Origin of the sequence: Janthinobacterium woesei (assembly GCF_051380875.1) — a bacterium.
Classification (GTDB): Bacteria; Pseudomonadota; Gammaproteobacteria; order Burkholderiales; family Burkholderiaceae_D; genus Janthinobacterium.
This window is the reverse complement of the sequence record NZ_JBNYXW010000009.1, coordinates 103,383-117,187: the sequence shown is the minus strand read 5'-3', so window position 1 is coordinate 117,187 and position 13,805 is coordinate 103,383. Positions and strand designations below refer to the sequence as shown.

At 64.9% G+C, this 13,805-nt stretch carries 9 protein-coding genes; 3 read left to right on the top strand and 6 right to left on the bottom strand.

The features are described 5' to 3' along the window. Positions 1–12 precede the first annotated feature (12 nt). From ACQ4W6_RS12185 to ACQ4W6_RS12175, 3 genes are all read right to left on the bottom strand, one after another. A complete protein-coding gene (locus tag ACQ4W6_RS12185; protein ID WP_436567450.1) occupies positions 13–2,688 on the bottom strand; it encodes a bifunctional acetate--CoA ligase family protein/GNAT family N-acetyltransferase in 2,676 nt (891 codons plus the stop codon). Positions 2,689–2,792: 104 nt separating this feature from the next. Continuing rightward, positions 2,793–3,785, bottom strand: coding sequence for a DUF2804 domain-containing protein (locus tag ACQ4W6_RS12180; protein ID WP_436567449.1), 993 nt, complete (start codon positions 3,783–3,785; stop codon positions 2,793–2,795). Beyond that, complete coding sequence (locus ACQ4W6_RS12175) at positions 3,782–5,017, bottom strand: winged helix-turn-helix domain-containing protein (RefSeq protein ID WP_436567448.1); 1,236 nt, start codon at positions 5,015–5,017, stop codon at positions 3,782–3,784. The genes ACQ4W6_RS12180 and ACQ4W6_RS12175 overlap by 4 nt, the downstream gene beginning before the upstream one ends. On the opposite strand from ACQ4W6_RS12175, the gene ACQ4W6_RS12170 reads away from it, so the two are divergent. After that, positions 5,016–5,351 carry a hypothetical protein gene (locus tag ACQ4W6_RS12170; protein WP_436567447.1) on the top strand — a complete coding sequence of 112 codons (336 nt, stop codon included), beginning with the start codon at positions 5,016–5,018 and terminating at the stop codon, positions 5,349–5,351. The two genes, ACQ4W6_RS12175 and ACQ4W6_RS12170, sit on opposite strands and share 2 nt — an antisense overlap. A gap of 157 nt (positions 5,352–5,508) precedes the next feature. After that, positions 5,509–8,721: a di-heme oxidoredictase family protein gene (locus ACQ4W6_RS12165; RefSeq protein ID WP_436567446.1), complete on the top strand. Its 3,213-nt coding sequence runs from the start codon at positions 5,509–5,511 to the stop codon at positions 8,719–8,721. Positions 8,722–8,746: 25 nt separating this feature from the next. Here ACQ4W6_RS12165 and ACQ4W6_RS12160 read toward each other — a convergent pair whose 3' ends face one another. After that, entirely contained in the window at positions 8,747–10,120 is a 1,374-nt protein-coding gene (locus ACQ4W6_RS12160) for a sensor histidine kinase (RefSeq protein ID WP_436567445.1), read from the bottom strand. 246 nt (positions 10,121–10,366) lie between these two features. On the opposite strand from ACQ4W6_RS12160, the gene ACQ4W6_RS12155 reads away from it, so the two are divergent. Further along, on the top strand, positions 10,367–12,520 hold the full coding sequence (locus ACQ4W6_RS12155; protein ID WP_436567444.1) for a TonB-dependent receptor domain-containing protein: 2,154 nt from the start codon (positions 10,367–10,369) through the stop codon (positions 12,518–12,520). A gap of 58 nt (positions 12,521–12,578) precedes the next feature. Here the strand turns inward: ACQ4W6_RS12155 and ACQ4W6_RS12150 are convergent, their stop codons facing one another. Together ACQ4W6_RS12150 and ACQ4W6_RS12145 are read right to left on the bottom strand one after the other, a co-directional pair. Continuing rightward, entirely contained in the window at positions 12,579–13,250 is a 672-nt protein-coding gene (locus ACQ4W6_RS12150; protein ID WP_436567443.1) for a response regulator, read from the bottom strand. Between the two features lie 23 nt (positions 13,251–13,273). After that, the gene (locus tag ACQ4W6_RS12145) at positions 13,274–13,645 is read right to left on the bottom strand and encodes a YajD family HNH nuclease (protein ID WP_436567442.1); all 372 of its coding nucleotides are present in this window, start codon (positions 13,643–13,645) and stop codon (positions 13,274–13,276) included. Positions 13,646–13,805 lie beyond the last annotated feature (160 nt).

The following is a 13,805-nucleotide window of genomic DNA, read 5'->3' as shown; positions in this document are numbered from 1 at the left end:
TTTGCCGGGGTCTCAGCGCAGGCCGATATGCAGGTTGACCACACCCGGCTCTTCCGACGGCGTGACCTCGCCGCCAAAGCTTTTCACCAGCCGCTGCATGCCCTTGTTGCGCGCCATCGCCTCACCCACCAGCGCTTCCGTGCCACGGCTGCGAAAGTAGTCGACCAGCTTTTCAAACAGGATATGCCCGAGCCCCTTGCCTTTCAGGGCCGAGCGCACGGCAATGGCGAAATCGGCGTGGATATTGTCCGGGTCGGCCACGGCGCGCACCACGCCCAGCGTTTCCGGCTGGCCGTCCGGCCCCGTATGCGTGGCGATGAAGGCCATGGCGCGGTCGTAATCGATCTGCGTCAGGCGCGCCAGCTGCGACACGGGCAGTTCGCGCATCGACGTGAAGAAGCGCAGGCGCACGTCGTCCGGGTCCAGCGCGCGGAACAATTCCATGTGCTGCGGCGCGTCTTCCGGGCGGATCGGGCGCAGCAAGATGGACTGATCCATCCACATCACCTGCTCTTCGAGCTCCTGCGGATACGGGCGGATCGCCAGGCGGTCGCTCTTCTGGCCCGGCTGCAAGCGGATGCGCGCGTCAAGGGCGATCACGCCATCGGCGTCGGCCACCAGCGGGTTGATATCGAGTTCGGCCAGTTCGCCGATGTCGGCCACCAGTTCGGCCACCTGGATCAGGGTGTAGCAAATGGCGTCGATGTCGGCCGGCGGCTGGTTGCGGTAGCCGGCCAGCAGCTTCGACACGCGCGTGCGCGCCAGCATATCGCGCGCCAGCACCATGTTCAGCGGCGGCAGGCCGATGGCGTGGTCGGCCGTCACTTCGACGGCAATGCCGCCCTGCCCCACTAATATGACGGGGCCGAAGGCGGCGTCCGTGGTGACGCCGACGATCAGTTCATGCGATTGCGGGCGGCGCGCCATCTGCTGCACCGTGAAGCCGTCAATCAGCGCATCGGGGCGCATGCGCCGTACGCGTTTCTCCATGGCGGCGGCGGCCGCGCGCAGGATGTCGGGCGTGTCCAGATCGAGCGCCACGCCGCCCACGTCGGATTTATGCCCGATGTCGGGCGAATGGATTTTCAGCGCCACCGGGTAGCCGATGTCCGCCGCCACGGCCAGCGCTTCTTCCACGTCGGCTGCCATGCGCGTGGTGGCCACGGGAATGCCGTAGGCGGCCAGGATTTCCTTCGAGCGGCATTCGCCCAGCACCGTCTGGCCGGCCGCCAGCGCCGCAGCGACGATTTCGCGTACCCTCGCGCGGCGCGGCGTGGCCGACATGGGCAGTTGCGCAGGCACTTGCATCAGGGTTTCCTGATTGCGCCGGTACTGCACGATCTGCATGAAGCCATGCACGGCTTTTTCCGGCGTGTCGTAGGTGGGAATGCCGGCGCGGTTGAACACCTGGCGCGCGGGCGCCACCGTGGTGCCGCCCAAAAGGCAGGACAGCACCGTGCGCGAGGTGGCCTTGATCAGCGGCGTGACCGCTTCGGCGATGTCAATCGACGATACCATGGCCGTGGGCGCGTGCAGCAGCAGCAAGGCGTCCGCCTGCGGCTCGTCGAGCAGCGGCTTGATGGCGTCGACATAGCGCTGCACGGGCGCGTCGCCGGGCAAGCCGACGGGGTTGTCGTGCGACCAGCCGCGTGGCAGGGCTTTTTCCAGCGCGATGACGGTGTCGGGCGACAGCTCGGCAAGCTTGCCGCCGCTGCCCACCAGGGCGTCGGTGGCCATCACGCCCAGCCCGCCGCCGTTGCACAGGATCGCCAGGCGCTCGCCGCGCTGGGCGCGGATATGCGTCAGCGTTTCCACCGCGTCGAAGAGTTCCTCGGCCGAGTACACACGCAGCATGCCGGCGCGGCGGATGGCCGCATCGTAGACGGCATCCGAGCCGGCCAGCGCGCCCGTATGCCAGGCCGCCACGGCCGCGCCTTCCGCCTCGCGCCCCGCTTTCAAGACGATCACGGGTTTGCTGCGCGCTGCCGCGCGCGCGGCCGACATGAATTTGCGCGCCGCCTGGATATCTTCCATGTACAGCAGGATGGCGGCCGTGTCGATGTCGCCGGCCAGGTAGTCGAGCAAGTCGCCGAAATCGATGTCAATGCTGCCGCCCAGCGAAATGAACTTGGAAAAACCCACGCCATGCGCATTGGCCCAATCGAGCACGCCCGACACCAGCGCCCCCGATTGCGACACAAAGGCGATCTTGCCGGCCGCTGCCCCCAGGTGGGCGAAACTGGCGTTCAAGCCCAGTTTCGGCACCAGCAAACCCATGCTGTTGGGTCCCAGGATGCGCAGCAGATGCGGCTTGGCCGCCTTCAGCATGTCCAGGCGCAGCGACTGCTCGCGCACGGGGTCGAGGCCGGAGGTCATGACGATGGCGGCGCGCGTGCCCAGCGCGCCCAGTTCGCGGATCAGGGCCGTGATCGTGGCGGGCGGCGTGCAGATGATGGCCAGGTCCGGCGCCTTGGGCAGCTGCGCCAGCTTGCGGTAGCATTTGAGGCCCATCAACTCGCCATACTTGGGATTGACGGGCCAGATATCACCTTTATACTGCGGCCCCTGATCCCCGCCGCCCAGCAGATTACTGAGCGCGATGGCGCCCAGCTTGTGTTCGCGCGCCGTGGCGCCAATCAGGGCCACCGAAGCCGGCTTGAACAGCTTGTCGAGATTACGGATACTCATGTTCTGGCCTCATGGATTGCCGGAGTGGCATAGTAACGCCCCAGTGTATAGGATACATTGCCAAAAAATTTTGACCTTGCGATGCGTTTCGCGAAAAAGCATGGCTACCAGCGCGAGCGGTGGCTTTCCGTCACGCCCGCCAGCTGCGCCACGATGCGCTTGGGCGACTCCGCGCTGGCACGCACCCAGCCGCTGAAGGTGCCGATGGGCTGGATGTAGCGGCTGGCGGCGATCCACAGGTTCTTGTCTTCGCGCCGCGCGCCTTCAGGCTTGAAATGCAGGTCCAGCAAGTCGTCGTCCGTCCACACATGCCACGGCGCCAGCGGATTGTCGGGATTGAAGTCAAAGTGCGCGCGCCCCAGCGCGTACAGCTGGCCATCGAGCCACAGCGCGTTTTCATGCGCGCCGAAATAGCCAGCCTGCAAATTGAAACCCAGGTCCAGGCTGTGCGCCGAGGCCCAGCGCCACTCCGTCTCGCGCGCCAGCAGGCCATTCGAATAATCGAAGCTGGCCACGCCGTCATCGAGGCTGTAGCCGATGGCGCCGCAGCGCAGCGTGCCCCACAGGGGCAGGCCGCCCGATTTTTGCGTCGCATGCACGCTGCCACCCTCACCCACGGGACCGATGGCCAGCAAGGTGGGCGCCACGGGCGGGCCGAATTCCGCGTCGATGCCGAAATGGCCGCAATCGAGCAGCACGCGGTAGCGCTGCTGGGGCTGGGCTTCGATGGCTATTTTTTGCGACAGAAAACGGAAACGGCTGCTGGCACCCGCATGCGCGGCCACCGACGCGCAGAGGCCTGGCACGCCATCCTGCGAAAAAGCGGCCACGATCTTGCCCTTGTGGCGGTCGAAGGCATAGGCGAAGGCGGTGCTGGTCCAGCCCAGGTCGACGATGGCCACGCCGCAGAACAACGTGGGCGTAGACAGGGCCACGTAATGCCAGCGCTTGTGGTGGAACAAGCGCCAGATGGCGCCGCGCGCGTGCGGCGGCGCCAGCGCGGCCCAGTCAAACGCGGCAAGCTGGCCAGAGTAGCGGCCAAAGCGGGGCATGCCGTCGGCATCGAGCAGTTCGGCGGGGGCCAGTGGCAGCGTCATGCGGCCCTCCTTGCGGCCAGGCCCGCATCCTGCAGGGCGCCTGCCAGCCGCGCGCCGAATGGCTCTGGCTGCGTTTGCGAAAGCTCAATCGCGGGACAGGCATGCCAGAGGGCCAGGCGCGTCACGGCGCCGGCCACGTCCTGCACCAGGCGCTCACTGAGGCGTACGCCCTCTTCCAGCGCCAGCGACTTGATCTCGAAGCGCCCTTGCGCGCGGTGCGCCTTGGCGTCCAGGCGCCCCACCAGCGCGCCGCGGCGCAAGATCGGCAAGGTGAAATAGCCATGGCGGCGCTTCTCGGCCGGCGTGTAGCATTCGAGCCGGTAGTCAAAGCCGAACAGCTCCAGCGCACGGCGCCGGTCCCAGACGACGGGGTCGAATGGCGACAAAATCGTCGTCAGGGTGGGCGCCAGCTTGCCATCAGCGGCGCTGCGCGCCAACTCCCCGTGGTCGGCATGCACATACACGCCATCGTCCCAGCCGGCGACCGTGCAGCGCAGCAGCGCGCCTTCGTCCACCAGCGCTTGCAGATCGCGTGCCAGGCTGGCGCGCGATTGCCTGGTGCGGAAATAATCGCTGATCCAGCTGGCCCGCGCCAGCCCCAGCGCCTTCACGCTGGCCAGCAGCAAACGGCGCCGCACCTGCGCTTCAGGCGGCAGCTGGCTGTCATCCCAGCTTGGCAGCACGCGTTCGGCCAGGTCGTAATAGCGCTGGAAATTGTGGCGTTTGGCGATCATCAGCACGCCCGATGTGAACAAGACTTCCAACGAACGCTTTTCCGGCTTCCAGCTCCACCAGCCACCCGACTTGCCGTCCGTGCGCTCAAAATCAAACGAGCGCGCGGCGCCGTTGGCGCGGATATGTTCGAGTACAAAGGCCACGGCCTGGCCCTGCTCGGCCATCCATTTCGCCGAGTATTTCCAGCCCATGGCAGCCGGATCGAGCATGCGGTGGCGGTACAGGCCATAGTCTTCGATGGGCACGAAGCTGGCCTCGTGCGCCCAGTACTCAAACAGCGCGCCATCAGACAGCAACTGCTCCAGCCACGCCTGCGGATAATCGCCCAGCCGGCTCCACAGCACCAGGTAGGGGCTGCGCGCCACCACGTGGATGGTGTCGATCTGCAGCACGCCCATCTGGCGGATGGCGGCCAGCACATCAGCCTTGACAGCTTTCTTGCGGCGTGCCTGCAACAAGCCCTGCGCGGCCAGGTGCAGCGCGCGGGCGGCCGCCATGGAAAGCGCCAGCGTCGGCGTCGGCGTCGGCGTCGGCAGGGATAACGGTGTGGCGGACAGTGTCGGCAAGGTCGGTTCTTCCTTAAGCAAGGGGAGTAACGCGTGGTTGACAGGCATCTCAGGAAGATACCGCATTCTCAGCGTGCTCCGCGTATTTTATCCCCTGAATTTTATTCATGCCGTCACGCATTTTCATTCGTTTTCAATCCTATTGCGCACCAGGACCGTACAAAAAAAGGCGCTACAGGTTTCTATCATTACAACTGCATCGGACCACTTGACATGCCTCATGCGCTTCTATAACTTAGATGAAATATTGCCTTATGGCAATTAAATACCTCCCCCAGTCTTTCTCAAGTGTACCTACATTCTGTCCTTGCGGCCATCCTGCGGCAAGGTCATTCAGTGACTGTAAAACACGCGCAGCGCCGGTGACCGGGTAGGTCGATTTGACGGGTCTTACATTAATCAAGAATAACAAGGAAGATATCATGCGTAAAACCCTGCTGCGGCAGCGGCCGCAACGGTCCAGTTTGTCCCGCTTGTCAAGACAATGCCTGCCGCTGGCCCTGGCCCTCGCCCTGTCGGCATGTGGCGGTGGTGGCGACAACGCTGCCACGCCCGCCACGGCGCAGAGCCTGCTGGCGGAAAGCTCCGCTGAAAGCGCGCTCACGCCCGTCGCCGCCACGGCCAGCTCGGCGGAACGGGGCGACCTGTCGGCCAGCGCGGCCATCGACCGCAACGACAGCACGCGCTGGGGCAGCGGCTTTACCGACAATGAATACCTGACGCTCGATTTCGGCACCTCGCAAACCATCACGCGCGTGCACATCGCCTGGGAAAACGCACACGCCAGCGCCTACCTGCTGCAGGTATCGGACGACAATACGCACTGGACCACCATCCAGAGCGTCGACAACAGCACGGGCGGCATCGAAGACATCACGGGCTTTTCGGCACAGGGCCGCTACCTGCGCATGCAGGGCGTGAAGCGCTCGGGCCAGTATGGCTATTCCATCCTTGAAATCCAGGCTTTTTCGGGCACGCCCGTCCTGCCACCCATGACGCCGCCCGTCACCGAACCGCCTCCCGTCACGAGCGACCCGGGCCAGCCCGGCGTGGCCATCAAGCCCGTGGCCGCCACCTCGTCGCCCGTGGAAAACCCCGGCATGTCGGCCGCCATGGCGATCGACGGCAAGACGGGTACGCGCTGGGCCAGCACGTTCGACGACGGCGCCTGGATCCAGTTCGACTTCGGCGCGAAAACGCCCGTCGGCTACATGAAGCTGCTGTGGGAAAACGCGTATGGCAAGCAGTACGCGCTGCAAGTGTCCGATGATGGCCAGAACTGGTCGCAAGTGCGCTACGTGAGCAATGGCAACGGCGGCAGCGAGGAATTCTTCAACCTGGGCGTGAATGCCCGCTACATCCGCCTGCAGGGCGTGGCACGCGCCACGCAATATGGCTATTCGCTGCTGGAAGTGGAATTCAAGGCACCGGGCAGCGACAACAGTTTGCCCGCAAGCACCACCTCGGCGCTGAAATTTCCCGCCAACGGTACCGGCTGGACACCCTTGCCCGCAGCCGCGCAGCCGCTGGAAACGCTGCAATTCACGCTCGCCGACGGCACCCTGGTGACGCGCTTCGGCGCACGCGGCCTGGCGCGCCACGGCCGCGAACGGGGCGAAGACTGGAATGAAATCGGCTATGGCCCGAACGAAACGGTCGATCCCGTCACGGGCCTGCCGCTCGACAAGGGGCCCGGCAACTACCTGACCTTCGTGCCGCAATACTTCAAGAACCGCACCTGGGGCGTGGAAATCATCGACAACAGCCGCGTGCGCGGCGTGCTCAAGCCCACCCTGATCGTCAACCAGTACACCACCGTGGACTTCCTCTCCGGCGGCGTGGCCTTCTTCCGCGGCTTCGACCGCCCTGGCGTGACGGGCTATGGCTGGATGGCGCCCGGCGAACTGGTCGACAGCAACGTGCCCGTCTGCAAGCCGCTGGCCTACCCCGCCAACGACCGCCTGACGAACGCGAATGGCATCAATGGCGCCTGCACTCTGCTGATCAAGGACTACCCGGGCCACGCCGGCCTCGATGCCAGCGGCATGCCGAACGGCAGCAACGTCCAGGCGCGGGCGCTGGTGACGGGCGACATCATCGAAGTGTCACCGTCCATGTTTAGCACCAAAGAGGCCATGCTGGCCAAAGGCGACGATGGCGGCATCCGCTACTACTCGTATGAATGGACCTACGTGGTGGGCGCGGGCCTGCGGCCATGGTATGGCGTGCAGCCGCGCCTCAATTCCGTGCCGCTGCCGGAAGAAACGCTCTCGGGCGGCCTCGGCTCCGTGTCCTATAACTACTCGGACAATGCCCTGTTCATGTTCCAGCAGCCGCACAACAACATCGGCATGCAAAACATGCAGCGCTTCGTCGAAGGACGGCGCCTGGTGCACACCAACTTTACCACGGGCGAGCACAACGAAGGCGGCAACGACCGCTACGCCCCGGCCGTCAAGCTGCAGGGCCAGCGCTATGCCCAATCGGCCTGCATCGCCTGCCACGTCAACAATGGCCGCAGCCCCGCGCCCGTGGCGCTGAACCAGCGCCTCGACAGCATGGCCGTGCGCGTGGCCAGCCTCGATGCGGCCGGACAGCAGGTGCCGCACCCGCAATACGGCACGGCCATCCAGATGAATGCCGTGTCGTCTTCCGGCGTGCCGCAAAACTGGGGTAACGGCGTCAACGTGGGCGGCTTCGAGACGCGCAAGACCAGCCTGGCAGATGGCACGGTGGTCGAATTGCGCAAGCCTGCCCTCGCCTTCGAAGGCCCCGTGCCGGCCATCGTCTCGCTGCGCGCAGCGCCGCCGATGATCGGCACGGGCTTGCTGGAAGCCGTGCCGGAGGCCGACATCCTGGCGCGCGCCCGCTCCACGCCGGACGCCGATGGCGTCAAGGGCCAGCCCAACTATGTGTACGACCCCGAAACGGGCGCCGTGCGCCTGGGCCGCTTCGGCTGGAAAGCGTCGAAGGCAACCCTGCGCCACCAGGCGGCCGAGGCGCTGCTGCTGGACATGGCAGTCACCTCTCCCGTGTACCGCAACCGCGCCTGCATGGCCGGACCGGTAGCCTGTGCGGCGGGCGGCGCGCAGGCCGGCATCTCGGAAGCGGACCTGCAGTCGATCACGCAGTACCTGGCGCTGGTAGCCGTGCCGGCGCAGCGCAGCATCGCCAGCGGATTCCCGAAAGGCGTAGCGCCGCTCGACGAGCTCAAGGTTGACGCACCGCAAATCAACGCGGGCGCGAAGCTGTTTCAGGGCATGCGCTGCGCTGCCTGCCACACGGCGGAGATGAAGACGGGTTCCGGCCACCTGTTTGCAGAACTGCGCGAGCAGACCATCCGCCCCTACACCGACTTGCTGCTGCATGACATGGGCCCCGAACTGGCCGACAAATTCAGCGAAGGCCAGGCGCAAGGCAGCATGTGGCGTACCGCCCCGCTGTGGGGCATCGGCTACACGGAAAAAGTCATGGGCAATAACGGCAAGGCCGGCTACCTGCATGATGGCCGCGCGCGCAGCCTGACGGAAGCGATTTTGTGGCACGGCGGCGAGGCCACGCGTGCCCGCCAGCGTTTCGAAAACCTGTCGAAGACGGACCGCGAAGCGCTGCTGGCCTTTTTGAAGTCGCTGTAGGCGCGTAGCTTCACCGCTGGCGGTGCTACCGTGGAAAAAACACGGTCACCGCCAGTCCCCGGCCCTGCAGGCCGGCGCCGAGGACAATCTGCGCGCCGTGCCGTTCGGCGATGCGGCGCACGATGGACAGTCCCAGTCCGCTGCCGGGCAAATGGGCGCAATCGAGACGCACGAGGCGCACAAAACGCTCGAACACGCGTTCGCGCATCTCCTCGGCTATTCCCGGGCCAGTATCGGCCACACGCACGAAACTGCGGCCATCTTCCCGGCCGCAGCCGACCACGATAGTTCCACCAGCAGGGGTGTAGCGCAGCGCATTCTCGACCAGATTGCGCAGCAACATATGCATGCTGTCCGCATGCAGGGCGCACGGCGCCGGCGCAATGTCCAGGCCCAGCGTGAGTTGATACTGCCGGCTCCATTGCTGCCACTGCACCGCCTGTTCCGCCAGCAGCGGCGCCAGGTCGCCCGGCGCCAGCGCGGTATCTGCCTGCGCCTGCGGATCGAGCTGGGCCAGCGCCAGCAACTGCTTGACCAGGCGGGTGGCGCGCTCCACGCTGGCACTGAGCGCGGCGATGAATTCCTCGCGCTCGGCCCCGCTGCGGGCGCGCTGCAGCACTTGCAGATTGGTCTTGATGGCGGCCAGCGGCGTGCGCAGTTCGTGCGCCGCATCGGCCGTGAAGCGCTGCTCGTTGTCCCGGCTATGCCGCACGCGCCCGAACAGGCGGTTAATTTCCAGCAGCAGCGGATGCAGCTCGGTGGGCGCGCCATGCAGATTGACATCAAACAGCTCATTCGGCGTGCGCGCCGAGACTTCCTCTGCGGACGCTTGCAGCACGCGAAACACGCGATGGATGCTCCACCAGATAGCCGCCGTCGCCAGCGCCACCAGCAACAGGCCAAACAGCGCGATGCGGTAAAAGAAACCGCGGCTGATATCGTCGCGGTGGCTGGTCGGCTCGGCCACCAGCAACTGCAAGCTGCGCGCCTCGTCCCACAGCGAATACAAACGCCAGCGCTGGCCGCCGATCGTGGTCCAGGACAGGCCGTCGGGCGCGCTGCGCGACAAGGCGATATCGGAGGCGGCGTCATTGCGGTACAGCACGCGCTGCTGCGCGTCGCGCACCTTGAACAGCAAATAATGGTGGGGATTCGGATGGCCGCGCAGGGGCAAGTCGATCGGCCCCGTCAAGCCGTGTTCGCGCACGTCCTTTTCCACCAGCGACAGCAGCAAATGCCCCGTCTCGATCAGCGACTGGTCGAACAGCTCCTGGCTTTCGCGGCGCGCTTCGACATACACGATGGCAGCGCTGCCCATCCACAAGGCCAGGGTCAGGCCCAGCAGCACCGTCAGCAAGGTGCGCCGCAGCGACCAGGTTTTCATGGCAGGGCCGCGCATGGCGCCGCCAGGCAAGCGCCCGTTTTCAAGCCAACTTCGGTGACAACAAGGTGCATGGGGTGAGCCTGATGAAGAGTTTGCATGATGCCGTCAGCTTGTTAAGAATCTCTTAAGAACTTCTGCGCAAGATCCAGAGCGAAATATTTTTTGGGAAGTCATGCTCACAATTGTAAATGATTCTCATTTTCTCAATGATTCCCATTACCCAAAAACAGATCAATCATTACTCAACCATCAGGAGTTTGCATGTCCAACAGCACCCGCCGCACCCACCTGCCGCGCCCCACCACCCTGGCCCTGGCGCTGGCCGCCCTGTCTTGCCTGCCCGCCCACGCCCAAGTGGCCGCGCCGGTCAGCATGCCGGAAGTGGTCGTTTCCGCCTCCGGTTTCGAGCAGGATATCAGGCAGGCACCGGCCTCGATTACCGTGCTGACGCGTGAAGAGCTGTCAAAAGAGCGCTTCGGCAACCTGACCCAGGCGCTGGAAAGCGTGCAAGGCATCGACGTAGGCGCGGCGGGCGACAAGACGGGTGGCATGAACATCAGCATCCGCGGCATGCCCAGCGACTACACCCTGGTCCTGATCGACGGGCGCCGCCAGAACGCGGCCGGCAACGTCACGCCGAACGGCTTCGGCGGCACGCAGACGAGCTTCATGCCACCGCTGGCGGCCATCGAGCGCATCGAGATCATTCGTGGCCCCATGTCGACACTGTACGGTTCGGACGCCATGGGCGGCGTGATCAACATCATCACGCGCAAGGTCGGCAAGCAGTGGATGGGTTCGGTCTCGGCGGACTACACCTTGCAGGAAGAATCGGATTTCGGCGACGTCAAGGCCGGCCGCTTCTACTTGAGCGGCCCGATTGCCACCGACCTGCTGGGCTTGTCCCTGCGCGGCAGCAAGCAGCGCCGCGACGCGGCCGACATCGGCTACACCAACGCGGCCGGTACGCAAATGCCCACAAGCATGGGCGCCAACCCCGTGCGTGCGGACGTTGAAAACGTTGGCGCGCGCCTGGCCTTCACGCCAAACCGTTTCCATACCGTCATCCTGGACGCCGACGCCGGCCGCCAGACCTACGACAATTCGCGCGGCCAGCTGGGCGCCCAGACCGTGCAAGGCGGCTACGGCCCCGAGCAAAAATACAAGCGCGACCAGTGGACCTTGTCGCACACGGGCCGCTTCGGCTTCGGCACCCTCGACAGCAGCTACATGGTGAACCAGACGGCAACCCTGGGCCGCACGATCCCGCCGGGCACGCCAAGCGCGGTGGCCGGCAGCGCGCGCACCCTGGAAGTGGAAAGCCAAGTCTTTGACACCAAGCTGGTCTTGCCATTGGGGAAACACATGGCCACCATCGGCGCACAATGGTGGAAAGCCGAGATGACGGACGGCGTGGCGCCGACGACATTCGAATTCACGCAAAAAGCCCTGTTCGTCGAAGACGAATGGCATGTGCTGGACAACGTCGCGCTGACCATCGGCGCCCGTTATGACGATCACAGCATCTTTGGCGGCCAGACCAGCCCGCGCGCCTATGGCGTCTGGAATGCCACGCCGAGCTGGACCGTCAAAGGCGGCGTCAGCAAGGGCTACAGGACGCCGCGCGTGGAACAATTGTCGCCAGGCATCAACGGCTTCGGCGGCCAGGGCACCATTCCCCTCGTTGGCAGCCCGAATTTGAAGCCGGAAACGAGCACCACGACGGAAATCGGCGCGTATTTCGACAACCTGGCCGGCTGGACCGCCAGCGGCACCTTGTTCAACAATGCATTCAAGGACAAGATCACCACGGGCACCGGCCTGCTCAACTGCGACTACCGTCCGTCGCCGAACCGTCCCGGCTGCGTCAGCTTCGGCAACTGGCCCAATGTCGATGCGTTTGGCCAATCGATCAACGTCGATGAGGCCGTCACGCGCGGCGTCGAGCTGAACACGCGCTTGCCGCTGGGCAAGGCGATTTCGGCCAGCGCCAACTACACCTACACCGAAAGCGAACAGAAAAGCGGCAGCAATGCCGGCATGCCATTGAGCGACACGCCCAAGCACGCCGTCAACGCGCGCCTGTCGTGGGATATCTCGCCGCAATGGAACAGCTGGCTGCGCGGCGAGTACCGCAGCGAGCGCTTCCGTGATCCTGGCACTTCGGCCGCCACGCGCGCCGCCAAGGCTGCGCTGGGCGACTACAAGGGCTATACCATGTTGCACCTGGGCACTAGTTATCAGTTGAGCAAGCGCGTCACCCTGAATGCGGCCGTATACAACCTGCTCAACAAGGACTTCATCGACTACCAGCCCTACCGCGCATCGTCGGCCCCGGCATTGACCTACGCCAGCCGCTACGTCAACAGCCTCGACGGACGCCGTTTGTGGCTGTCGGCCACCGTCGATTTCTGATGAGATAAACGAGACGCATCGTCAATGCCAACGGGCTGCCTCACGCAGCCCGTTTTTTTCATCCTGCCGTTTCAGCCTTGTCGATGCAATAACCAATCGCATGCACGGTACGGATCAACTCCCGTCCCAGCTTCTTGCGCAGGTGGTGGATGTGCACCTGCACGGCATTGCTTTCCACCTCGCCACCCCAGCTGTACAGGTTTTTCTCCAGCTGTTCGCGGCTCAGTACGCGCCCGCCGTGTTCCAGCAGCAATTGCAGGATGCGGAACTCCTTCAAGGTGAGCGTCACGCTCTGCCCCCCTTTCGTCACTTGCCGGTCGGCAATATCGAGCACCAGGTCGCCATGCACCAGGTTTTCGCGCACGCGCCCCGCAGCGCGCCGGCAGGCGCTGCGGATGCGCGCAGCCAGCTCATCGAGGTCAAACGGCTTGACGATGAAGTCGTCGGCGCCCGCGTCGAGGCCGGCGATGCGCTCGCCCACCTTGTCGCGCGCCGTGACGATCAGCACGGCGCCGCCATAGCCGTTGTCGCGCAAACCGCCCAGCGCGTCCATGCCGTCTTCGCCGGGCAAGCCCAGGTCGAGCAAGATGCAGGCATAGTCGTGCAGCCGTACGGCCGTGTGGGCGTGTTCGGCCGACATGACCCAGTCCACCGCATAGCCGGCTTGTTCCAGGCCAATCTGGGTGGCGCGGCCCAGTTGCGGGTCGTCTTCGGTCAGCAAGATGCGCATGGGTGGGGAGCCGGCTGGCCCGCTCAGTCCTTCTTCTTGATCAGGCCAGCCAGCGCGGCGAACGGGTTATGCGTGGCGGGTGCCAGATCGGCCGACAGCAGGCCGGCGCCGCGGTCCGCTTCCAGGTAGCGCGAGTGCTCATTGTCGTGGCAATACAGGCACAGCAGCTCCCAGTTGCTGCCGTCCGGCGGATTGTTGTCGTGGTTATGGTCACGGTGATGCACCGTCAGTTGCTGCACGTTGGCACGCGTAAATTCGCGCGTGCAGCGCCCGCACACCCACGGGTACATTTTCAGCGAGCGCTCGCGGTAGCCGCTCTCGCGCTGGTCGGCGGCGCGGCGCGCTTCGGCCACGATCTTGTCCAGTCTTGCCGCGTCGGGCTTTTTACTCTGCATGACAACTTTCGATAGGGGAAGAAGAAGTGTCCATTTTAATGAGGATGGCGGCGCAATTGTACTTTTTCTGCCACGTCCCTTGCCCACGCCGCCGCCACTTCGCCTTTTATTGACATGCGCAGTACCACAGGTGCTTGATTTATCGCAAAATAAGATCAGC